Here is a 22930-nt window from a genome sequence, read left to right as displayed (position 1 = left end):
GTTGCACAAATTGGCTACGCAAATGCACCAAAACGGGCCAGATGTGTTTCTTCGCGCCCCGAACCTGTGCGGGACCGGTGACAGAACAGTTACCGATGAATGTCGGGTAACAGTAAAGCAAAAACCCCGCCGGTTGCCCGGGCGGGGTTTAGTCTGGTCGTGGCGCTCCCACCGCGTAAGCGGCGAGGCTATCAGGCCGAAGCCAGGCTCATGGCCTTGTGGGTATCGATCAGGTGCTGCACCACACCCGGGTCGGCCAAGGTGGAGATATCGCCCAAAGCATCATACTCACTGGTGGCAATCTTGCGCAGGATACGGCGCATGATCTTGCCCGAACGCGTCTTCGGCAACCCCGGCGCCCACTGGATCACGTCCGGCGAGGCAATCGGGCCGATTTCCTTGCGCACCCAGTTCTTCAGCTCCAGGCGCAGTTGCTCGCTGGCCTCGACACCGGCATTCAGGGTGACATACACATAGATGCCCTGGCCCTTGATGTCGTGCGGCACGCCAACCACTGCCGCCTCGGCAACTTTCGAGTGCGCCACCATGGCGCTTTCGATTTCGGCAGTACCCATACGGTGGCCAGACACGTTGAGCACGTCATCCACACGGCCAGTGATCCAGTAGTAGCCATCTTCGTCGCGGCGCGCACCGTCACCGGTGAAGTACATGCCACGGAACGTCTTGAAGTAGGTGTCGACGAAGCGGTCGTGGTCGCCGTACAGCGAACGCGACTGGCCCGGCCAGGAGTCGAGTATCACCAGGTTGCCTTCGGCCGCGCCCTCGATCAGGTTACCCAGGTTGTCCACCAGCGCAGGCACCACGCCAAAGAACGGACGGGTTGCCGAGCCCGGCTTGAGGCCGGTAGCGCCCGGCAGCGGGCTGATCAGGATGCCGCCGGTCTCGGTCTGCCACCAGGTGTCGACGATCGGGCAACGCTCCTTGCCAACGGTCTTGTAGTACCAGTTCCAGGCCTCAGGGTTGATCGGCTCGCCCACCGAGCCAAGCAGGCGCAGGCTGGAACCATCGGCCCCCTCAACAGCGGCCTGCCCTTCGGCCATCATCGCGCGAATGGCGGTTGGGGCGGTGTAGAGGATGTTGACCTTGTGCTTGTCGACGATCTTCGACACGCGGGTAATGTCCGGATAGTTTGGCACGCCCTCGAACAGCAAGGTGGTGGCGCCATTGGCCAGCGGGCCGTAGACGATATAGCTGTGGCCAGTGACCCAGCCGACGTCGGCGGTGCACCAGTAGACCTCGCCCGGGCGGTAGTCGAACACGCGCTCGTGGGTCAGCGCGGCATACACCAGGTAACCACCGGTGGTGTGCAGCACACCCTTGGGCTTGCCCGTAGAGCCGGAGGTATAAAGGATGAACAGCGCTTCTTCAGCACCCATTTCTTTTGGCGCGCAGTGGCTGGAGGCCACTTTCATCAGGTCTTCGTACCAGATGTCGCGGTGCTGGTGCCAGGCAATCTCACCACCGGTGCGCTTGCACACGATGATCTTCTGTACGCTTTTGGTTTCAGGGTTGGTCAGCGCCAGGTCGACGTTGGCCTTGAGCGGGGTACGACGGCCGCCACGTACGCCTTCGTCGGCGGTGATCACCACTTTGGACTCGCAATCGATGATGCGGCCAGCCAAGGCCTCAGGGGAGAAGCCACCGAAGACCACCGAGTGGATCGCACCGATACGGGCACAGGCCAGCATGGCGACCACGGCCTCTGGGATCATCGGCATATAGATGGTGACCACATCACCACGGTGCACGTCCTGGCCACGCAGGGCGTTGGCGAACTTGCAGACCTGCTCGTGCAGCTCACGGTAAGTGATGTTGCGGTGCTCGGAAGGGTCGTCGCCCTCCCAGATGATTGCCAGCTGGTCGCCACGCTCTTCAAGGTGGCGGTCCAGGCAGTTGGAGGAAACGTTCAGAGTGCCGTCGGCGAACCACTTGATATCGACGTGATGGTCATCAAAGGAGGTTTGCTTGACCTTGGTGAACGGTTTGATCCAGTCGATACGCTGGGCCTGCTCGCGCCAGAAGCCGTCCGGGTTGATCACCGATTTCTGGTACATGGCCTTGTAGGTGGCCTCGTCGGTCAGGGTAGTGGCCGCAACCTCGGGACGAACGGGATACAGTGGAGCCGCACTCATCTGTGTTACCTCGGTGTAATAGTTGTTTTTGTATGGAACCGTTTGTAACTGTACCAGAGCGACAAAAGCCATTCGACGTTGGTAGTAATTTGGTACGCCCGTTCCGCCCAAGCGCTCTGGCCCGGGCATTACAGACCCTGCGTCGAAAAAAAGAGGCGGTTAACAGGGGATTGTTACAGATTCTGTCAAAACACTTTATCAAAAGACCCACTGTTTCAGCCTTGGCCACCGCCATAAAATTCACCTCGCCAGCAACGGCAAGGCGATTAACAACTGGTAACAGCCCCCACGAAGGCAAGCGTTAATCTCCATCTCATCCCGATAGTTAAAACTCGCTGTACTCGCGGCGCCATAAGCGCCGCGTGCCCCCTCACGACCTTAGACAGGTAAATAGAAAATGAAAGCTTTACTGGTATTGGTACTTGGCAGTCTTTGCGGCGCGGCGATGGCCGGCGAAGCCAAAGATGCCGAGCAGATTCCGGTTGAACAATACAGTTACTCGCAACACCTGGACATTGCCCGCGTCATCTCCATGAGCGAAGTGCCCAATGTGTGCGAAGTCGTGCCAGCCCGCATGACCTACGAGGACTCCCAGGGCCAGAAGCACATTCTCGAATACCGCGTGATGGGGAACGGCTGCTCCAACGGCTGATACCTTGTGAATCGGGGCCCTGCGGGCCCCTATCGCGACACAAGGCCGCTCCTGCAGGTATGGCGCAATCCTCAAACCCGCGCCGTACCTGTAGGAGCGGCCTTGCGCCGCGAAAGGACTGCGAAGCAGTCCCAAGTTCTTTGCCTGACAACTAATCCGCAGACTTGTTAAGCGAGTAATCCCTCAACTTGTTGGCAATTGTCGTGTGCGAAACACCCAATCTTTTCCCCAAAGCCCGACTACTCGAAAACTCCCCCATCAAACTTTCCAGTACCGCCTTTTCAAAGCGCCCGACAATCTGCGAAAGATCCCCTTCCAGCGAAAACTCCCCCAACGGTTGCCGCACGCCATAATCCGGCAAGCGAATATGCTCGCTTTTGACCACGCCGCCCTCACATAAAGAAACCGCCTGAAACAATACGTTTTCCAACTGCCTTACATTACCCGGCCAATGGTATTGCCCAAGTTTTTCCATTGCTGCTGGCGCCAGGCGGGGCATGGCGCAGCCGATCTGCCGGCTGGCCTGATCGAGAAAGTGCTGTACCAGCCCTTCCAACCCATCCATGCATTCACGCAAAGGCGGAATGTGCAGCGACAATACGTTCAGGCGGTGATACAGGTCCTGGCGAAACTCGCCACGGGCACACAGTTCCGACAAATCCACCTGGGTCGCGCAAATCACCCGCACATCCAGGTACACCTCTTCATCGCTGCCTACCCGGCGGAAGCAGCCGTCTTGCAGAAAGCGCAGCAGCTTCACTTGCAGGCGCGGGCTCATCTCCCCTACTCCGTCAAGAAACAGCGTGCCGCCGGCGGTCAGCTCCAGCAGCCCCAGCTTGCCCTCGGCCCGCGCCCCTTCGAACGCGCCGGGACCGTAACCGAACAGTTCAGTCTCGGCCATCGACTCGGGCAACCCGGCGCAATTGAGCGCCATCAGCGGCGACTGCCCGCGCGGGCTGGCCAAATGGCAGGCGCGCGCCAGCAGCTCCTTGCCAGTGCCGGTCTCGCCTTCAATCAGCAAGGGTGCATCCAGCGGTGCCATGCGCCGCGCCTCACGTACCACGGCGGCCATCACCCGCGAGCTCTGGAAGATGCTGTCGAAGCCGCGCAGCTCTTGCTTGCGCACGTTGTAGATACGCTCGCCGATGCGGTCTGCACGGTGCAGGGTGAGTACCGCACCCGCCAACGCCTCACTGTCATCGTGCTCGGACTGCAGCGGCGCGATATCGGCCAGAAACACATCACCTTTGACCTTGATACGCATGCCATTGATGCGCGACTTGTTGGCTCGCACCAACTCCGGCAGGTCAAAGTCTTCCACATAGCGTGCCAGCGGCATGCCCGGCACCTCATCCACCCGCACCCCCAGCAGCTGCGCCGCCGTGCGGTTGGCGGCGACGATACTGCCGCCCATGTCGATCGACAGCACCGGGAAATCCAGCGCCCCCAGCAGCGCATTCAGCTCCATGTGGCGGCGCTCGCTGGGCATCAGCCCTACGCGCTTAACGCCGAACACGCCGGCAATCGCCTCGAACTTGGGCCGCAATGCCTGGAACTGCAGATTGATCAGGTTCGGGCAATGCAGGTAGATGGCGTTGCCATGGTCACCGCCCACCTCGCCACGCAGCACGTTGATGCCGTACTCCACCAGCAGGTTGAGGATGTCGCGCAGAATGCCAATCCGGTTCTGGCAATGGACTTTGATACGCATGTGGGGCCCGCGAAACGCCAATGTTTTTCAACACCGCGCAGAAAAGTTGTAAAGATAAGCTGACAAGAACAGTGTAACCATCAGCCAGATGCCTTGGATTTTCCGACACCTGCCGCATTTTGTAAAATTATCGTTACGAAAATGAGGGTGATAACGCGCGATAGGGCGTGCGGTCCATCGTGCAAACCGATCCGGGCGGGGATATTACTGAGTCATGTCCTGCACATAACAAGAAAAGCCCTCACCAGGAGAGCCTCATGAAACAGACGCAATACGTGGCACGCGAGCCCGATGCGCATGGTTTTATCGATTACCCGCAGCAAGAGCACGCGGTATGGAACACCCTGATCACCCGCCAGCTGAAAGTGATCGAGGGCCGCGCGTGCCAGGAATACCTGGACGGCATCGACCAGCTCAAGCTGCCCCATGACCGTATCCCGCAACTGGGCGAGGTCAACAAGGTGCTGGGCGCCACCACCGGCTGGCAAGTTGCCCGGGTACCGGCACTGATCCCCTTCCAGACCTTCTTCGAACTGCTGGCCAGCAAGCGCTTCCCGGTTGCCACCTTCATTCGTACCCCGGAGGAGCTGGACTACCTGCAAGAGCCCGATATCTTCCACGAGATCTTCGGCCACTGCCCGCTGCTGACCAACCCATGGTTCGCCGAATTCACCCATACCTACGGCAAGCTCGGCCTGGCCGCGACCAAGGAACAACGCGTCTACCTTGCGCGCCTGTACTGGATGACTATCGAGTTTGGCCTGATGGAAACCCCGCAAGGCCGCAAGATCTATGGCGGCGGCATTCTCTCGTCGCCGAAAGAGACCGTCTACAGTCTGTCTGACGCGCCTGAGCACCAGGCCTTCGACCCGATCGAAGCCATGCGTACGCCATACCGCATCGACATCCTGCAGCCGGTGTATTTCGTGCTGCCGAACATGAAGCGCCTGTTCGACCTGGCCCACGAAGACATCATGGGCATGGTCCACAAAGCCATGCAGCTGGGCCTGCACGCGCCGAAGTTTCCACCCAAGGTCGCTGCCTGATCAACCTTGCCGATAACAACTCGAACCGGAAAACATCTCATGAATGCCTTGAATCAAGCCCATTGCGAAGCCTGCCGCGCCGACGCACCGAAAGTCTCCGACGACGAGCTGGCCGAACTGATTCGCGAAATCCCGGACTGGAACATCGAAGTGCGTGACGGCCACATGGAGCTTGAGCGCGTGTTCCTGTTCAAGAACTTCAAGCACGCCCTGGCGTTCACCAACGCCGTGGGCGAAATCGCCGAAGCCGAAGGCCACCACCCGGGGCTGCTGACCGAGTGGGGCAAAGTTACCGTGACCTGGTGGAGCCACTCGATCAAAGGCCTGCACCGCAACGACTTCATCATGTGCGCACGCACTGACAAAGTGGCTGAAACGGCTGAAGGCCGTAAGTAATCGCTTAGGAAGTGGGGCCGCTGCGCGCCCCTTCGCGGGCTTGCCCGCCCCCACAAAGACGGCGCGCGCCCCTGGTTTTCGCGGTCCCTGTGGGAGCGGGCAAGCCCGCGAAGGGGCGCGAAGCGGCCCCAATTATTTGCAGGAAAAATGTGCGCTGTTCGCCCGCAAAACCGACAAGCGACCGGTAAAAAATCCAAACTGTCATCCAGACTTGTGTATCCTGCCCCAGCTTTGCGAAGCTTCAACCGCGCCTGGCGCAGACTTTTCACTCACACTTGCGAGGAACGACGAGATGCACGAAATCCCGAATCTTCCCTTCCCAAGCCTGAACCCAGAAGAGCCATCCGTGACCGTTCACGCCGAACCGGCAGCTGCCGTCGAGCAGGATGGTGACGATCAATCCAGCGCTGACCAGGAATAACTGCGCATCCCCGACTGTGTGAAAACGGCTGACCTGCGGGCTACCCCCGTCATCACGTTTTCACACCGTCCTGAACACACGTAGGTCCCCATGCCCGACTCACCGCGCCCCCTTGCGGTCACCCTGCAAGTCGTCTCCATCGTCCTCTTCACCTTCATCGGCTACCTGAACATCGGCATTCCACTGGCCGTGTTGCCCGGCTATGTGCATAACGACCTGGGTTTCAGCACCGTAGTCGCCGGCCTGGTGATCAGCGTGCAGTACCTCGCCACCCTGCTCAGCCGCCCTACCGCCAGCCGCATCATCGACAACCATGGCAGCAAGAAAGCAGTCATGTATGGCTTGGTCGGCTGCGGGCTTAGCGGGGTGTTCATGCTGGCGTGCGCCTTCCTTACCCACCTGCCTTGGCTGAGCCTGACCTGCCTGCTGGTTGGCCGCCTGGTGCTGGGCAGCGCCGAAAGCCTGGTGGGCTCGGGCGCTATTGGCTGGGGCATCGGCCGGGTAGGCGCCGAAAACACCGCCAAGGTCATCTCCTGGAACGGCATCGCCAGCTATGGCGCCCTGGCCATCGGCGCTCCGCTGGGCGTACTGATGGTCAAGAGCCTGGGGCTGTGGAGCATGGGCGTCAGCATCATCCTGCTGTGCGCCCTCGGCCTGCTGCTGGCCTGGCCCAAGCGGGCCGCGCCTATTGTCAGCGGTGTACGCCTGCCGTTCCTGCGGGTGCTGGGCAAGGTGTTCCCGCATGGCTCGGGACTGGCCCTGGGCTCAATCGGCTTTGGCACCATCGCCACCTTCATCACCCTGTACTACGCCAGCCGTGGCTGGGCCGATGCGGCGTTGACCCTGAGCCTGTTCGGCGCCAGCTTCATCAGCGCGCGATTGCTGTTCGGCAACCTGATCAACCGGATTGGCGGGTTCCGGGTGGCGATTGCCTGCCTGTCGGTGGAAACACTCGGGCTGCTGATGCTGTGGCTGGCCCCCAGTGCCGAACTGGCATTGGCGGGTGCAGCACTGAGCGGGTTTGGTTTCTCGCTGGTGTTCCCGGCATTGGGCGTGGAGGCGGTGAACCAGGTGTCGGCGGCCAACCGCGGCGCGGCGGTGGGGGCGTATTCGCTGTTCATCGATTTGTCGCTGGGGGTGACCGGGCCACTGGTGGGCGCGGTGGCGGCGGGGTTCGGGTTTGCTTCGATGTTTCTGTTTGCGGCGGCTGCCGCGGCTTGCGGGCTGGTGTTGAGCCTGTATCTGTACAGGCAGGCGCGGCGGCCTAGAGATCGGGGGCAAGAAGCCTGACCCTTGCATTGCCTGCACTGGCCCTATCGCCGGCAAGCCAGCCCCCACAGGATCACCACAAAGTTCAGGCCTGCGGTGATCCTGTGGGAGCTGGCTTGCCGGCGATGGGCTGCAAAGCAGCCCCGAGCCCCTGAAGGTTAACGCTGGGCGTACTGCAACACCACTTCCAGCGGGTGGCGCATCTTGCGCTCGGTCATGCGCTTGACCTGGCTACGGCACGAGTAGCCCGTTGCTAGCGGCTCCCCCTCCTTGTCCAGCTTGGTGGCCCAGCTCTGCTCAAAGATGGTCCGCGATGTTTCCTGGTTACGCGCCTCATGCCCGTAGGTACCGGACATGCCGCAGCAACCCGTCGCCTCGGTAACCAGCTTCAGGCCCAACCGGGCAAACACCTGCTCCCACTGCCTTGTGCTGGCCGGTACGTTGGTCTTTTCGGTGCAATGGGCCATCAGGCGGAAGTTGCCCGGCGCGGTCGGCGCCTGCTCGGGCAGCACATCCATCAGCCACTCCTGCGGCAACAGCACCTTAGGGCAATCTTCCAACCCCGGCACTTTCTGGTATTCCTGGCGATACACCAGGGTCATCGCCGGGTCCAGGCCCACCAGCGGCACGCCACAGTCGGCCAGGGCCTTGAGCTGGGTGGCGTTGCGGATCGCCGCCTTGGCGAATGCGCCAAGGAAACCCTGCACGTGCAGCGGCTTGCCGTTGGCGCTGTACGGCGCCAGGAACACCCGATGACCGAGGCGATGGGCCAGGTCGATGAAGGCCGACAGCAGCGGCGTTTCGAAATAGCGGGTAAAGGCGTCCTGCACCAGCACGATGCTGCGCTCGCGCTGGGCCGGGGTCAGTTCACGCAGGGCCGGTACGCTGGCCACACCAACGCGGCAGCGGGTCAGGGTGGCCTGGAAGTTGAAACGGCTGATCAGCGGGCTGTCGACCATGCCGATCTTGTCGGCCAGCAGCCGGGTTACCCACTTCGACCCCATCACCGCGTTGTAAAGCCCTGGCGCGTGGGCCAGGTACGGAATGCTGAACTCCAGCGAGCCGATCAGGTAGTCACGCAGCGGGCGCTGGTAGCGGCCGTGGTACAGCTCAAGGAAGCGTGAACGGAAATCCGGCACGTTGACCTTGATCGGGCACTGCCCGGCGCACGACTTGCACGCCAGGCAACCGGCCATGGCGTCGTACACTTCATGGGAGAAATCTTCCTGCCCCTGGCTGCGTGCGCGGTTGTTGCGCAGCCGCGCTGGCAGGCCCTTGAGCCACGACACCTTGTTGCGCGCCGCGGCCAGCACGTCGATGTTCGCCTCGCCCTGCAGGCGCAGCCACTCGCGCATCAACGAAGCACGGCCCTTGGGCGAATGCTGGCGTTCGCGGGTGGCCTTCCAGGACGGGCACATGGCGTCGTTGGGGTCGTAGTTGTAGCAGGCGCCGTTACCGTTGCAGTGCACGGCACTGGGGAAATCCTGCCACACACGCTCATCGATGGTGCGGTCGAGGTCGCCGCGCAGGGTCACGCCATCGACCGGGGTCAGGCCCTCGGTGCTGCCCGGCGGAGTGCAGATCTTGCCCGGGTTGAGCTGGTTGTGCGGGTCGAAGGCACCTTTCAGGCGCTGCAGCGCCGGGTACAGCTCGCCGAAGTACTCCGGCACGTACTCGGAGCGCAGGCCTTTGCCGTGTTCGCCCCACAGCAAGCCACCGTAACTTTTGGTCAGCGCCGCCACTGCATCGGAAATCGGCTTGACCAACGCAGCTTGCGCGGGGTCTTTCATGTCCAGCGCCGGGCGCACGTGCAGTACGCCGGCATCGACGTGGCCGAACATGCCGTAGGCCAGGCCGTAGCCATCGAGCAGCGCGCGGAAGTCGGCGATGTAGTCGGCCAGCTGCTCCGGCGGCACCGCGGTGTCTTCGACGAACGGCTGCGGGCGCACCTCGCCCTCGACGTTACCCAGCAGGCCCACCGAGCGCTTGCGCATGACGTAGACACGGGTGACCGCCTCGGCGCCTTCGGCCAAGGTATGCCCCAGCCGCTCGACGCTGGTGTCCGCCTGCAAGTGTTCGACAAAGGCCTGCACCCTGGCGTTGACCTCGGCCGGCTCATCGCCACAGAACTCCACCAGGTTGATACCCAAGGTCGGGCGCTCGGGGTCGGCCGGGAAGTATTCGGCAACGCTGTGCCAGACGATGTCTTTCATCGCCAGCATCAACACCTTGGAGTCGACGGTTTCGATCGACAGCGGCTTGTGCGCCATCAGCGCGTTGGCGTCGCGCAGGGCATCCATGAAACTGGTGTAGCGCACGTTGACCAGCACCGCGTACTTGGGGATCGGCAGCACGTTGAGCTTGGCTTCAACCACATAGCCCAGCGAGCCCTCAGCGCCACACAGCACGCTGTTGAGGTTGAAACGGCCCTGCTCATCGCGCAGGTGCGCCAGGTCGTAGCCGGTCAGGCAACGGTTGAGCTTGGGGAAGGTGGCTTCGATCAGCTCAGCCTGGGTTTCCTGAATGTCGCGGGCCATGCGGTACACCTCGCCGACCCGGCCGGGGGCGGCACAGGCCTGTTCCAGCGCGGCATCGTCAATCGGCAGGCTGTGCAGGCGCTCGCCACCGAGCAGCACGCTGTGCAACTCCAGCACGTGGTCGCGGGTCTTGCCATAGGTGCAACTGCCCTGCCCGCTGGCGTCGGTATTGATCATGCCGCCAACGGTGGCGCGGTTGGAGGTGGACAGCTCGGGGGCGAAGAACAGACCGTGCGGTTTGAGCGCAGCATTGAGCTGGTCCTTCACCGTACCGGCCTGCACCCGTACCCAGCGCTCCTCGACATTGATTTCGAGGATCTTGTTCATGTGCCGCGACAGGTCGACGACGATGCCATCGGTCAGCGACTGGCCGTTGGTGCCGGTGCCACCGCCGCGCGGGGTCAGCTTGACCTGCTGGAAGCGCGCCTCGCTCATCAGCGTGGCAACCCGCGCCACATCATCGGCGTCCAGCGGGAACACCGCCGCCTGGGGCAAGCGCTGGTAGATCGAGTTATCGGTGGCCAGTACGGTGCGGGTGCCGTAGTCGGCACTGATCTGGCCACGGAAGCCGCTGTTGCGCAAGGCTTCGAGGAATTCTGGGTAGTCGGCGCTCGGTGCAACGGTCGGCAGCTGGGCGATCATCGAAGGATGGCCTCTTGATATTGGCTAATTCACGGGATTCCTGTCACCGCAGCATAAGTGTTGCCATGCGGGGATGACGTATAGGCCAATGTTCCTGTAGTTTCGCCTCAAGGGCAAACGGATAATCCTGCCGCTATCAATGACTTTCATGAATGAATTACCGCCACCTGACACCTTCCATGTCGCTGCTGCTGGCATTCGAGGCCGCCGCCCGGCATGAAAGCTACACCCGCGCCGCTGCCGAGCTTTCACTGACCCAGAGCGCGGTCAGCCGCCAGGTGCAGGCGCTGGAACAGCAACTGGGCCTGACCCTGTTCCGCCGCGAGGGCCGCCAGGTGCAACTGACCGATGTCGGCCGCCTGTACCAGCGCGAGCTCAGTGAGGCACTGGGGCGCATCCGCAGCGCCACCCTGCAGGCACTGGCCTACCAGTCAGGGATAGGCACCTTGCGCCTGGCCACGCTGCCTACCTTCGGCTCGAAATGGCTGCTGCCGAGGTTGCATGCGTTCTATAACGCCCACCCAGGCATGCTGGTGCACATTCATTCACGCATCGAAGCCATCAACTTCGACACCAGCGAAATCGATGCGGCCATCGGTGTGGCCAGCCACGATCTGCCGGGGCTCATCTGCCATCGCCTGCATGCCGAGGAACTGGTGGTGATCCTGCCGCCGGAGGCCGCCGCGGTTAGCCAGGCCTGGAGCCCGGCAAGGATAAGCGAAGAGGTGCTGCTGAATGTGGCGAACAACCCGCACGCCTGGGGCGAGTGGTTCTCGCACCATGGCCTGCCGCACCGGTCGATGCGCCTGGGGCCGAGCTTTGAGCTGACTTCGCACCTGATTCAGGCAGTGCGCGCCGGGATTGGCATTGGCCTGGTGCCGCGCATTCTGGTAGAGGAGGAGTTGGCCAAGGCAGAGCTGTACAGCCCTGGGGTGGCGTTTGCCAGCCAGCGCAGTTACTACCTGATCTACCCGCCCAGGAATGAGGCCTTGCCGTCGTTACGGGCATTCAGGGGCTGGTTGCTGGAACAGATCTGAAGAGGCCGGCACAGGCAATAAAAAACCCCAAGCCGGTCACCTGGCTTGGGGTTTCTTCTTACTACGTTGGGTTGCTTACTTGGCTGCGGTACCCGCCACCCCACCGGCATTCATCCTGCGGCGCGGCTTGACCATGTAGACAACAAACATCGCAAACAGCCACACAGGGATCGCATACACCGAAACCTGGATGCCCGGGATCATCAGCATGATGCCCAGAATCAGCACCACGAAGGCCAGTACCACATAGTTGCCGTAGGGGTACCACAGCGCCTTGAACAGCGGCTTCTGGCCGGTACGGTCCATGTGCTGACGGAACTTCAGGTGCGAATAGCTGATCATCGCCCAGTTGATCACCAGGGTGGCCACTACCAGCGACATCAGCAGCTCCAGGGCGTTCTGAGGCATCAGGTAGTTGAGCAGCACGGCGACAAAGGTCACCGCGGCCGACACCAGGATCGAACGCACTGGCACGCCACGCTTGTCGACCTTGGCCAGCGACGCCGGGGCATCGCCCTGCTCGGCCATGCCCAGCAGCATGCGGGCGTTGCAGTAGGTGCCGCTGTTGTACACCGACAGCGCTGCGGTCAGCACCACGAAGTTCAGCAAGTGGGCGGCCACATCACTGCCCAGCAGCGAGAACACCTGCACGAACGGGCTGCTGCCATAGCTGCCACCCGAGGCATCGATACTGGCAACCAGGTCGTCCCACGGGGTCAACGACAGCAGTACCACCAGCGCACCGACATAGAAGATCAGGATGCGGTAGATGACCTGGTTGATCGCCTTGGGGATCACGGTCTTCGGCTTGTCGGCCTCGGCAGCGGTGAAGCCGAGCATTTCCAGGCCACCGAAGGAGAACATGATGAACGCCAGGGCCATTACCAGCCCGCTGACACCGTTCGGGAAGAAACCGCCATGCGACCACAGGTTGGCGATGGTGGCGTCCGGGCCACCGCTGCCACTGGTGAGCAGGTAGGCACCCAGGCCGATCATGCTGACGATGGCCACGACCTTGATGATGGCAAACCAGAATTCGGCTTCACCGAAGAACTTCACGTTCATCAGGTTGATGGCGTTGATCAGCACGAAGAACGCCGCCGCCGTGACCCAGGTCGGGATCTCCGGCCACCAGTAGTGAACATACTTGCCGACCGCCGAAAGCTCCGACATGCCGACCAGGATGTACAGCACCCAGCAGTTCCAGCCCGACAGGAAGCCGGCGAAACCACCCCAGTAGGTGTGGGCAAAATGGCTGAACGAGCCGGCCACCGGCTCTTCAACAATCATTTCGCCAAGCTGGCGCATGATCATGAAAGCGATGAAGCCGCAAATGGCGTAGCCAAGGATCATTGACGGGCCGGCGGATTTCATCACGCCTGCCGAGCCGAGGAACAGGCCGGTACCAATCGCACCACCAAGGGCGATCAACTGGATATGGCGGTTCTTCAGGCCCCGCTTGAGCTCGCCTGAATGCATGTTTTGTCCACTCATGAACGAAGTCACCTGCATTGTTTTTATCTGTGACGGAATCGGACCCACCGCGCTCGTGGCGCAGCGGAATGAGCAAGGTGGTTACCTTGGGTTTCTTGACCTCAGGTGCCGCCGGAGCGGGTCAACCAGGCGTGATCAAGAGTGCGCGGTACGCAAGAGGGTCACAGGTAAAACGCGGCGCACTGTATACCCCTGCAAACGCGCAGGCGTCAACGCGTTGCGTCCTTCCATCCGGAAAAAACGCAGCGATCCTGTGGTGTGGGCCTTCAAAGGCGGAGTGATCGGCGTACATGGCGCCTCCATTTGTTGTTTTGTCAGCCCGGCGCTGTGGACGGGCTGTTGCACACGGCAATGGTGGCTATAACACCGTGGGGACGGGGGTTTGGGCAAGGGTGGGTCGGGCCAGGGGCGCGGCTTTGGCACATGGACGCCGGCAAGGTTTGTTTACACGACCGGGCGCGATCTGAAATGCGGACTGAAAACGGCTACATTCGTATAAATTTCTTTACACGGCGGTTCAGGAACTTGCCAGTCGTCCGAAAAATCTTTTTTGTTCAATATCTTGGGGCCGCTATGCGGCCCTTTCCGACCGGTCCAGTGCCTCGTCAAGGCCGCTACAAGGACCGCGCAAGACCTCAAATTGACGCGGTAGCTGTCGAAGCGGCCGCGCCCCTACAGGCATAAAAAAACCAGCCCGAAGGCTGGTTTCTTGATTACCACACTGGCTTATCAGCCACGCGGCTTGCCGCGACCACGGCCTGCCGGCTTGTCACCCTCAGGCTTGCCGGTACGTTTGCGCATCTCGCTCGGGCGCTCGGCCACCGTGCTGCCACGGTTAGGTTTACGCGGGGCCTCTTCACGCGGCTGACGCGCCGGACGCTCGCCGGTAGCAGCACCTTCGTGAGCCGGGCGCAGGTTGCGCACGCGCTCGCCACGGCCCAGCGGGCGGGTCGACTTGCGCTGCAGGCGCTCCATCTTGTCCTTGGCCTTGAGCTTCATGGCAGGCAGCGCGACTGGCTGCAGGCCCACTTCGGCGGCCAGGATGTCGATTTCGCCCTGGGTCATTTCACGCCAGCGGCCCATCGGCAGGTCAGAGTTGAGGAACACCGGGCCGAAACGCACGCGCTTCAGGCGGCTGACCACCATGCCCTGGGATTCCCACAGGCGACGCACCTCACGGTTACGGCCTTCCATCACCACGCAGTGGTACCAGTGGTTGAAACCTTCGCCACCCGGTGCCTTCTGGATGTCGGTGAACTTCGCCGGGCCGTCTTCCAGCATCACGCCGGCTTTCAGGCGCTCGATCATCTCGTCGTCGACTTCACCACGCACCCGTACCGCGTACTCACGGTCCATCTCGTAGGACGGGTGCATCAGGCGGTTGGCCAACTCACCGTCGGTGGTGAACAGCAGCAAGCCGGTGGTGTTGATGTCGAGGCGGCCGATGTTGATCCAGCGGCCCTCTTTTGGCCGTGGCAGGCGGTCGAACACGGTCGGGCGGCCTTCAGGGTCGTCGCGGGTGCAGATTTCACCATCAGGCTTGTTGTACATGATCACCCGGCGAGTGGCCTCGGCGGCCTCTTCGCGCTTGATCAGCTTGCCGTCTACGGCAATGGCGTCGTGCAGGTCGACGCGCTGGCCAAGGGTGGCTGCGACGCCGTTGACCTTGATGCGGCCCTGGCTGATCCAGGCCTCGACGTCACGGCGCGAACCCACGCCAATGCGCGCCAGCACTTTCTGCAGCTTTTCGCCAGCGGGTGGGGTGATCTCGGTATCTTGCAGGTCTTGCTCACTCATCTGGGCACCTCCCGGTGTAGGAATGAAAACAGGTTCTTGGCGACGAACGCGCCAAAAGGCCGCGCATCATACGCGGTTCGGCAATGGAACGCACTGGAGGTTAGAGGGTTTTGCACGCATTGGGAGAGGTTTCAGCCTAGTGGTCTTGTGTTGATCTCACTGGCCCTGTCGCCAAGAGAAGAATCAGGGCTGTAACTTGCCCTCTTCCCCCAGAGAAGCCTCAGGCTCCTCCTCGCGCAAGTCATCAAAATCGATCTTCAACCCCTCCTCCATGGCATCCAGCTCCACCAGCAAACTACGGAAGCTGGTTTCGTCCTTTGGCTCAGAAACGTCTTCTTCCCCAAGGCTGGCATCTGCCAACGCCTGCAGGTGCGCGGGCACTGGCGCATCATCCGGGTCGAGCAGCGGCTCCGGCTCCATTTCGCGCAGCTCGGCCAGGGCCGGCAGCTCATCCAGGCTCTTGAGGTTGAAATGGTCGAGAAACGCCTTGGTGGTGGCAAACATCGCTGGCCGCCCGGGCACTTCGCGGTAGCCAACCACGCGAATCCACTCGCGCTCGACCATGGTCCTGATGATATTGCTGTTCACCGCCACGCCCCGCACGTCTTCGATCTCGCCACGGGTGATGGGCTGGCGGTAGGCGATCAGGGCCAGGGTTTCGAGCAGCGCGCGCGAATAACGCTGCGGGCGCTCTTCCCACAGGCGCCCGACCCAGGGCGCAAAGTCCTCGCGAATCTGCAGGCGGTAGCCGCTGGCCACTTCCTTGAGCTCGAAGGCACGGCCGCTGCACGACTTGCCCAGCACCTCAAGGGCCTGCTTGAATACCTGGGGCTCGGGGCGCTCGGCCTCTTCGAGCAGCTCGTACAGGCGCTCCAGGGATTGCGGCTTGCCCGAAGCCAGCAAAAAAGCTTCGATCAGTGACGCCAGGTCGCGGGGGTCATTCAGGTTCATCAGGTTCTTCAACAAGCGCTGGGCGAAGCCGCACATGGATAGCGGCGAAGGGTTCATTCTGCACCAGTTCGATCAGCGATTCCTTCACCAGTTCGAGAACCGCCATGAAGGTCACCACCACACCCAGCTTGCCCTCTTCGGCGGCAAACAGGTCGCCGAACGGCACGAAAGCACCGCCCTTGAGGCGCTCCAGCACCTGGCTCATGCGCTCACGGGTGGACAAGGTCTCACGGCTGATCTGATGGCTTTCGAACAGGTCGTTGCGGCGCATGACCTCGGCCATGGACATCAGCAACTCTTCCAGGCTGACCTGCGGCAACAGCTTGCGGACCTTGGCCTGCGGTGCTTCCAGGCGCGGCACAACGACCTCGCGGCCCACCCTTGGCAGGTCGTCAATGCCCTCGGCTGCGGCCTTGAAACGTTCGTACTCCTGCAGACGGCGGATCAGCTCGGCGCGCGGGTCGCCCTCCTCCTCCTCGACATCGGCCGAACGCGGCAGCAGCATGCGCGACTTGATCTCGGCGAGCATGGCGGCCATCACCAGGTACTCGGCAGCCAACTCCAGGCGCACGCTTTTCATCAGTTCCACGTAGCCCATGTACTGACGGGTGATTTCCGCCACCGGGATGTCAAGGATGTCGATGTTCTGCTTGCGGATCAGGTACAGCAAGAGGTCGAGCGGCCCTTCGAAGGCTTCCAGGATGACTTCCAGGGCATCCGGCGGAATGTACAGGTCCAGCGGCATTTCGGTCAGGGCTTCGCCGTAGACCAGGGCCAGTTGCAACTGCCGAGGCGACTCGGCCTGCTCAGCCGGTGCCTCGGGCGCTTCCATCTGGCTCACGCGTTGACCATAAACGGCGTGGGGTCGCCGCAGCCTTCGCGGATCAGGGCGGGCTCATCGCCAGTGAGGTCAATGACGGTCGACGCCTTGAGATCGCCAAAACCGCCATCGATGATCAGATCGACATGGTGCTCCAGGCGCTGACGGATCTCGTGGGGGTCGGTCATCGGCTCTGTTTCGGGCGGCAAGATCAAGCTCACGCTCATCAACGGCTCGCCCAGCTCTTCTAGCAGAGCCAGCACGATCGGGTTGGATGGCACGCGCAATCCAATGGTCCGCCGTTTCTCGTGCATCAGCAACCGCGGTACCTCGCGGGTGGCATTGAGAATGAAGGTATAAGGCCCCGGAATGTGCGCTTTGAGCAGGCGGAACGTAGACGTATCGATCTTGGCGAACAACCCCATTTGCGACAAGTCGCAGCACAGCAGCGTGAAGTTGTGCTGCTTGTCCAACTGGCGCAAGCGCCGAACCCGCTCGATGGCGTTTTTATCGCCAATCTGGCAGCCCAGCGCGTAGGCCGAGTCGGTCGGGTAAACCACCACGCCACCCTTGCGGATGATCTCGACGGCCTGTTTTATCAGGCGCGCTTGTGGGTTCTCCGAATGAATCTGGAAAAATTGGCTCACGTAGTCATCCTGTTCATAGCGCCAAAGGCTGTTCATGGCTGAATCGACGCCACAGAGGTGGCAGATCCTCGGGCAAAGGCCGGTAGGCACCGATCTCTCCCCAGGTGCCGGGGCCATGGAAGTCACTGCCAGCGCTTGCCAGCAGGCCGAACTCACGAGTAAGGATGGACATCGTGCCCACCTGCTCGGCCGGCATCATCCCGTTGACCACCTCAAGTGCCTGCCCGCCTGCCTGAATATAGTCGGCAATCAGCCTTCTGCGCTTGCTGCGGGTCAGGTCGTAGTGCATGGGGTGTGCAAGGCTCACCCACGCTTTGGACTGCCGCAGGGTGGCGACAGTTTCGTCGAGGGTCGGCCAATGCTGCTTGACGTCGCCCAGCTTGCCGGCACCCAGCCACTTGCGAAACGCCTCGCCGCGGTCCTTGACGTGCCCGGCACGCACTAGGTACTCGGCAAAATGGGGGCGCGCCGGGGCGTTGCCGCTGTCGCCCAGCTCGTGCTGTACGGCGCGGGCGCCCTCGAGTGTGCCGGGCATGCCCTTGGCTGCCAGCCGTTTGTCTATTTCTTCGGCGCGCAGCCAGCGGCCACGGTGCAGCGCTTCAATGGCCGCCAGCAAGGGCGGCGCGTCCAGCGGGAAGTCATAACCCAGCACATGGATGGTCGCGCCACCCCAGGTGCACGACAATTCCACCCCGCTGACCCAGCGCATGCCCCGCTCAATGCAGGCCTGGCGGGCTTCGGGCAGGCCTTCGAGGGTGTCGTGGTCAGTCAGTGCCAGCGTTTGCACCCCGTGCTCATGGGCCCGGGCAACCAGTACCGAGGGCGACAGGGCGCCGTCGGAGGCCGTGCTGTGACAGTGCAGATCAACATTCATGGAGAGCGCTTTCGCTGGAATCGATGTTTGTTATTATGCCGTCACATCCCGATTCTGGCTGCCATTGTGAAACAATTCATCGATTTCATCCCGCTGCTGCTGTTCTTCATCGTCTACAAGCTTGACCCGCGCCCCATGGAAGTCGCCGGCCACAGCTTCGAATTCGGCGGCATCTACAGTGCCACGGCCATGCTGATCATCAGCTCGCTGGTGGTGTACGGTGCGCTGTTCCTGCGCCAACGCAGGCTGGAAAAGGGCCAATGGCTGACGCTGGTGGCCTGCCTGGTATTCGGCGGCCTGACCCTGACCTTCCATAGCGAAACCTTCCTCAAGTGGAAAGCGCCGGTGGTGAACTGGCTGTTCGCCCTGGGCTTTGCCGGCAGCCATTTCATCGGCGATCGGGTGCTGATCAAGCGCATCATGGGCCACGCCCTGACCCTGCCCGATGCCGTCTGGACCCGCCTGAACGTTGCCTGGATCGGTTTCTTCCTGTTCTGCGGCGCGGCCAACCTGTTCGTCGCCTTTACCTTCCAGGACTTCTGGGTGGACTTCAAGGTGTTCGGCAGCCTGGGCATGACCGTGATCTTCCTGGTGGCGCAAGGCGTGTACCTGTCGCGCCACCTGCACGACGACCCTTCTACTACCAAACCCAAGGATTGACATGCTCTACGCCATCATCGCCAGCGACGTCGCAAACTCCCTGGAAAAGCGCCTGGCTGCCCGCCCGGCGCACATCGAACGCCTGCAGCAGCTCAAGGCCGAAGGCCGCGTGGTGCTGGCCGGCCCCCACCCAGCCATCGACAGCAACGACCCGGGCGAAGCCGGTTTCAGCGGTAGCCTGATCGTTGCCGAATTCGAATCGCTGGCCGCGGCGCAGGCCTGGGCCGATGCCGATCCTTACATTGCGGCGGGCGTGTACGACAACGTCGTCGTCAAGCCGTTCAAGCAAGTATTGCCTTGATCTGAGACCAAGTCGCTTCCTCGCGGGCAAGCCCGCGAAGAAGCTGACACGGCACCAGTAGTTATACGGCTGCCATCAGTCTGCGGTATCTTTGCCACTGGCGGGCCGAATAGCCGCCGTCAATGGTTGAATTGAGTGAGTCATGAGCGAGCTGTTACTGATTGATGATGACCAGGAACTGTGCGAGCTGCTCGGCAGCTGGCTGACCCAGGAAGGGTTCACCGTGCGTGCGTGCCATGATGGCCTGAGCGCACGCCAGGCCCTGGCCGAGCACGCTCCGGCGGCCGTGGTACTGGATGTGATGCTGCCCGATGGCAGCGGCCTGGAATTGCTCAAGCAATTGCGCAGCGAGCACACCGAGCTGCCGGTGCTGATGCTCTCTGCACGGGGCGAGCCGCTGGACCGCATTCTTGGCCTGGAGCTGGGCGCCGACGACTACCTGGCCAAACCTTGCGACCCGCGCGAGCTCACGGCCCGTCTGCGAGCAGTGTTGCGCCGCAGCCACCCCACCGCCACCACCAGCCAGGTGGAACTGGGCGACCTGGTGTACAGCCCTGCGCGCGGCGTGGCCAGCATCGACGGCCGTGAAATGACCCTGACCCTGTCCGAAAGCCGCATTCTTGAAGCCCTGCTGCGCCAGCCTGGCGAACCGCTGGACAAGCAGGAGCTGGCGCAAATCGGCCTGGGGCGCAAACTGACCCTGTACGACCGCAGCCTGGACATGCATGTCAGTAACCTGCGCAAGAAGATCGGGCCGCATGCCGATGGCAGGCCACGTATCGTGGCGCTGCGTAGCCGTGGCTATTACTACTGCCTGTAACTCGCTGCAAGCTACAAGAAGGCGCAAGATCGCAATCGGCTTCACTTGCAGCCTGGAGCTTGGAACTGTTCTTTACAGTGCCTTTACCATCCCCTGACTGCGCTTGACGGTGATCTCCCTAGACTGTGCTCATCCGGTAACCACCGGCCTATGAAAGGAGAGACACCATGCGCAAGACCCTTATCGCCCTGATGTTCGCCGCCGCCCTGCCGACCGTGGCCATGGCCATGCCTGAAGGCGGCCCGCGTCACGACGGCCCGCATCATCGCGGTGATGCGCCTTTCCATCAACTGGACCTGAGCCGCGACCAGCGCCAGCAGATCGGCAAGCTGATGGGCGAGCAGATGCAGCAGCGCCGTGACATCACCGAGCGCTACCTGGCCAAGCTGCCAGCCGCCGACCAGAAAGCCATGAAAGACGAGCTGCAAGCCAGCCGCGACAAGACCGACACTGCGGTGCGCAACCTGCTCAAACCTGAACAGCAGAAAAAGTTCGACGAACTGCAAAAGGAACGCGCCGCCAAGAAAGCCGAGTGGCAGGAGTTCCAGGCCTGGAAAGCTGAAAAAGGCACCAAGGCTCAGTAAGCTGTCCGCCCGATGCCCGGCCCGCCTCCCCGCGGGCCGGGCTTTTACCGTTTACAGGAGGTGCACTTGCGTTCACTGTTCTGGCGCATCCTGGCCAGTTTCTGGCTGGCTATCACCCTGGTCGCAGGCCTGTCTATCCTGCTGGGCCACATGCTCAACCAGGATGCCTGGATCCTAAGCCGCCACCCGGGCCTGAATACCCTGGCCAGCAAGTGGGCCAAGCATTACGAGCAGCAAGGCCTGGATGCGGCACAGCACTTTCTGGAACGGCGCAAAGATCGCTACAAGATCGACGTGCAGGTACTCGATGACAGTGGCGAGGCTGTGGTGCCCGGCACCTTCCCACGCCGTGCGGCGGCCTTCGAGGCACGCCAGCACAATGACGAGCGGCGCCTGCCATGGCGTCGGCTGACCGAGGAATACACCAGCCCGGAGACCGGCGAAACCTACCTGCTGATCTACCGCATCCCCCACCCTGCACTGGACGCCTGGCACCGCGAAAGCCTGATGTGGCCGCTCAGTGCCTTGGGCATTGCGCTGGTGGTACTGACCCTGTTCAGCCTGCTGGTCACCCTGTCCATTACCCGCCCGCTAAGCCGCCTGCGCAGCGCGGTGCATGACCTGGGGCAGACCACTTACCAGCAGAACAGCCTGGCGCAGCTGGCTGCACGGCGTGACGAGTTTGGCGTGCTGGCCAAGGACTTCAACAAGATGGGCGCGCGCCTGCAAAGCACCATTGGCAGCCAGCGCCAGTTGCTGCGCGATGTGTCCCATGAGTTGCGCTCGCCGCTGGCCAGGCTGCGCATTGCCCTGGCTTTGGCCGAGCGCGCCGGGCCTGAGCAGCGGGAGACCTTGTGGCCGCGCCTGACCCGCGAGTGCGACCGGCTGGAAGACCTGATCAGCGAAATCCTTGCCTTGGCCCGGGTCGATGCGGAGCAGGCTCATGCCGAGCCGGTCGACCTCAATGCCCTGCTCGGCAGCGTGCGCAAAGACGCCTTGCTCAGCGCACCGGACCAGGACGTGCGCTTGGAGGCGCAGCCGGGGTTGACCCTGCAAGGTTGGCCGACGCTGATCGAGCGCGCCGTCGACAACCTGCTGCGCAATGCCCTGCGCTTCAACCCGGTGGGGCAGCCGGTCGAGGTCAGCGCCGTGCGTGAGCAGGACCACATCGTGATCAGCGTGCGTGACCATGGGCCCGGGGCGGCAGCGGAGCATCTGGCGCAGCTGGGCGAGCCGTTCTTCCGCGCGCCGGGGCAGGACGCGCCAGGGCATGGCCTGGGGCTGGCGATTGCGCGCAAAGCGGCGGAGCGCCATGGCGGGAGACTGGTGCTGGATAACCACCCACAGGGGGGCTTTGTGGCCAGGCTGGAGTTGCCCTTGGCTGAAGCTGCTGGCAGTTAATGTGATGTAAAGGCCACTGGCCTCTTCGCGGGGCAAGCCCGCTCCCACAGGTACGGCGCAGGTATCAGGCACCGCACAGTACCTGTGGGAGCGGGCTTGCCCCGCGAAGAGGCCAGTGGCCCTGATGCAATAAATCAGCCCCAGGCTGCGTTACTCGCCCCAGGCGCTGACGAACTCGGCAGTGTCCAGCACCGGCGCAGTGCGCGGCTCGGTCAGCGGCGTGCCGACATACAGGTAACCGATCAACTCTTCATTCTGGGCCAGACCCAGGCCCTTGTGCACATGGGCATCGAAGGCCATGTCCCCGGTACGCCACACCGCCCCGATGCCTTGCGCATGCGCGGCAATCAGAATGCCGTGCGCCGCACAGCCGGCTGCCAGACGCTGCTCGGACTTGGGCACCTTGAAGTGGTCCTGCAGCTTGGCGATCACCACGATCAGCAGCGGCGCCCGCAGCGGCATGGCGCGGGCCTTGTCCAGCGCAGCCTGGCTGGCTTCGCCCTTGTTCTGCACCGCTTCAGCGAACAGCTCACCCAGCTTTTCACGGCCCTGGCCCTCGATGGTCAGGAAGCGCCATGGTCGCAGCTGGCCATGATCCGGGGCGCGCAAGGCAGCCTGGAACAGCGCCTCGCGCTGTGCGGCATTGGGTGCCGGGTCAGTCAGGCGTGGCACGGAAACACGGTTGAGCAATGCGTCGAGAGCCTCCATCGGCTACCC

General features: G+C 62.4%; 21 protein-coding genes. 11 read left to right on the top strand and 10 right to left on the bottom strand.

The window, feature by feature from the left end; genetic code table 11:
* Positions 1 to 191: 191 nt before the first annotated feature.
* On the bottom strand, positions 192 to 2153 hold the full coding sequence (acs, locus tag LU684_RS20520; protein ID WP_016488499.1) for an acetate--CoA ligase: 1962 nt from the start codon (positions 2151 to 2153) through the stop codon (positions 192 to 194).
* A 397-nt stretch (positions 2154 to 2550) separates the two neighbouring features.
* Here acs and LU684_RS20515 point away from each other — a divergent pair, with 397 nt between their 5' ends.
* The gene (locus tag LU684_RS20515; protein WP_003254526.1) at positions 2551 to 2805 is read left to right on the top strand and encodes a DUF2790 domain-containing protein; all 255 of its coding nucleotides are present in this window, start codon (positions 2551 to 2553) and stop codon (positions 2803 to 2805) included.
* Positions 2806 to 2956: 151 nt separating this feature from the next.
* On the opposite strand, the gene LU684_RS20510 is transcribed toward LU684_RS20515, so the two are convergent.
* A complete protein-coding gene (locus LU684_RS20510) occupies positions 2957 to 4516 on the bottom strand; it encodes a sigma-54-dependent phenylalanine hydroxylase transcriptional regulator PhhR (RefSeq protein ID WP_016488500.1) in 1560 nt (519 codons plus the stop codon).
* A gap of 257 nt (positions 4517 to 4773) precedes the next feature.
* Between LU684_RS20510 and phhA the strand changes: the two genes are divergently transcribed.
* From phhA to LU684_RS20495, 4 genes are all read left to right on the top strand, one after another.
* On the top strand, positions 4774 to 5562 hold the full coding sequence (phhA, locus tag LU684_RS20505) for a phenylalanine 4-monooxygenase (RefSeq protein WP_016488501.1): 789 nt from the start codon (positions 4774 to 4776) through the stop codon (positions 5560 to 5562).
* A gap of 39 nt (positions 5563 to 5601) precedes the next feature.
* Complete coding sequence (locus tag LU684_RS20500; protein ID WP_016488502.1) at positions 5602 to 5958, top strand: 4a-hydroxytetrahydrobiopterin dehydratase; 357 nt, start codon at positions 5602 to 5604, stop codon at positions 5956 to 5958.
* Between the two features lie 292 nt (positions 5959 to 6250).
* The gene (locus LU684_RS30535) at positions 6251 to 6379 is read left to right on the top strand and encodes a hypothetical protein (RefSeq protein WP_016488505.1); all 129 of its coding nucleotides are present in this window, start codon (positions 6251 to 6253) and stop codon (positions 6377 to 6379) included.
* 90 nt (positions 6380 to 6469) lie between these two features.
* Positions 6470 to 7669, top strand: a complete 1200-nt coding sequence (locus LU684_RS20495) for an MFS transporter (protein ID WP_232894983.1) — start codon at positions 6470 to 6472, stop codon at positions 7667 to 7669.
* 137 nt (positions 7670 to 7806) lie between these two features.
* Here the strand turns inward: LU684_RS20495 and ydiJ are convergent, their stop codons facing one another.
* Complete coding sequence (gene ydiJ / locus LU684_RS20490; protein ID WP_016488507.1) at positions 7807 to 10827, bottom strand: D-2-hydroxyglutarate dehydrogenase YdiJ; 3021 nt, start codon at positions 10825 to 10827, stop codon at positions 7807 to 7809.
* Positions 10828 to 10979: 152 nt separating this feature from the next.
* Here ydiJ and LU684_RS20485 point away from each other — a divergent pair, with 152 nt between their 5' ends.
* Positions 10980 to 11864, top strand: a complete 885-nt coding sequence (locus tag LU684_RS20485; RefSeq protein ID WP_232894982.1) for a LysR substrate-binding domain-containing protein — start codon at positions 10980 to 10982, stop codon at positions 11862 to 11864.
* A 75-nt stretch (positions 11865 to 11939) separates the two neighbouring features.
* Here LU684_RS20485 and LU684_RS20480 read toward each other — a convergent pair whose 3' ends face one another.
* The 6 genes from LU684_RS20480 to LU684_RS20455 all read right to left on the bottom strand — a co-directional run bounded on the left by LU684_RS20480 (position 11940) and on the right by LU684_RS20455 (position 18447).
* On the bottom strand, positions 11940 to 13358 hold the full coding sequence (locus LU684_RS20480) for an amino acid permease (RefSeq protein WP_232894981.1): 1419 nt from the start codon (positions 13356 to 13358) through the stop codon (positions 11940 to 11942).
* Between the two features lie 729 nt (positions 13359 to 14087).
* On the bottom strand, positions 14088 to 15155 hold the full coding sequence (gene rluB, locus LU684_RS20475; RefSeq protein WP_016488510.1) for a 23S rRNA pseudouridine(2605) synthase RluB: 1068 nt from the start codon (positions 15153 to 15155) through the stop codon (positions 14088 to 14090).
* 183 nt (positions 15156 to 15338) lie between these two features.
* A complete protein-coding gene (gene scpB / locus LU684_RS20470) occupies positions 15339 to 16106 on the bottom strand; it encodes an SMC-Scp complex subunit ScpB (RefSeq protein ID WP_024717734.1) in 768 nt (255 codons plus the stop codon).
* Complete coding sequence (locus LU684_RS20465) at positions 16093 to 16818, bottom strand: segregation and condensation protein A (RefSeq protein WP_161775556.1); 726 nt, start codon at positions 16816 to 16818, stop codon at positions 16093 to 16095. Before LU684_RS20465 ends, scpB begins: the two co-directional genes overlap by 14 nt.
* A gap of 125 nt (positions 16819 to 16943) precedes the next feature.
* Positions 16944 to 17573, bottom strand: a complete 630-nt coding sequence (locus tag LU684_RS20460) for an L-threonylcarbamoyladenylate synthase (protein WP_060519139.1) — start codon at positions 17571 to 17573, stop codon at positions 16944 to 16946.
* A gap of 13 nt (positions 17574 to 17586) precedes the next feature.
* Positions 17587 to 18447: a PHP domain-containing protein gene (locus tag LU684_RS20455; protein WP_016488514.1), complete on the bottom strand. Its 861-nt coding sequence runs from the start codon at positions 18445 to 18447 to the stop codon at positions 17587 to 17589.
* A 66-nt stretch (positions 18448 to 18513) separates the two neighbouring features.
* Between LU684_RS20455 and LU684_RS20450 the strand changes: the two genes are divergently transcribed.
* From LU684_RS20450 to LU684_RS20430, 5 genes are all read left to right on the top strand, one after another.
* Positions 18514 to 19107, top strand: coding sequence for a septation protein A (locus LU684_RS20450; protein WP_023048351.1), 594 nt, complete (start codon positions 18514 to 18516; stop codon positions 19105 to 19107).
* A 1-nt stretch (position 19108) separates the two neighbouring features.
* Positions 19109 to 19408 carry a YciI family protein gene (locus LU684_RS20445; protein ID WP_016488516.1) on the top strand — a complete coding sequence of 100 codons (300 nt, stop codon included), beginning with the start codon at positions 19109 to 19111 and terminating at the stop codon, positions 19406 to 19408.
* A 142-nt stretch (positions 19409 to 19550) separates the two neighbouring features.
* Positions 19551 to 20228, top strand: coding sequence for a response regulator transcription factor (locus LU684_RS20440; protein WP_016488517.1), 678 nt, complete (start codon positions 19551 to 19553; stop codon positions 20226 to 20228).
* 167 nt (positions 20229 to 20395) lie between these two features.
* A complete protein-coding gene (locus LU684_RS20435; protein ID WP_016488518.1) occupies positions 20396 to 20812 on the top strand; it encodes a Spy/CpxP family protein refolding chaperone in 417 nt (138 codons plus the stop codon).
* A gap of 60 nt (positions 20813 to 20872) precedes the next feature.
* Positions 20873 to 22213: a sensor histidine kinase gene (locus LU684_RS20430; RefSeq protein ID WP_102689259.1), complete on the top strand. Its 1341-nt coding sequence runs from the start codon at positions 20873 to 20875 to the stop codon at positions 22211 to 22213.
* Positions 22214 to 22363: 150 nt separating this feature from the next.
* Here the strand turns inward: LU684_RS20430 and LU684_RS20425 are convergent, their stop codons facing one another.
* The gene (locus LU684_RS20425; protein WP_060519140.1) at positions 22364 to 22921 is read right to left on the bottom strand and encodes an NAD(P)H nitroreductase; all 558 of its coding nucleotides are present in this window, start codon (positions 22919 to 22921) and stop codon (positions 22364 to 22366) included.
* Between the last annotated feature and the right edge of the window lie 9 nt (positions 22922 to 22930).

Origin of the sequence: Pseudomonas sp. NMI542_15, assembly GCF_021283425.1 — a bacterium.
Taxonomy (GTDB): Bacteria; Pseudomonadota; Gammaproteobacteria; order Pseudomonadales; family Pseudomonadaceae; genus Aquipseudomonas; species Aquipseudomonas fortuita.
The sequence above is the reverse complement of the archived record's forward strand: the minus strand, read 5'-3'. Positions and strand labels throughout refer to the sequence as shown.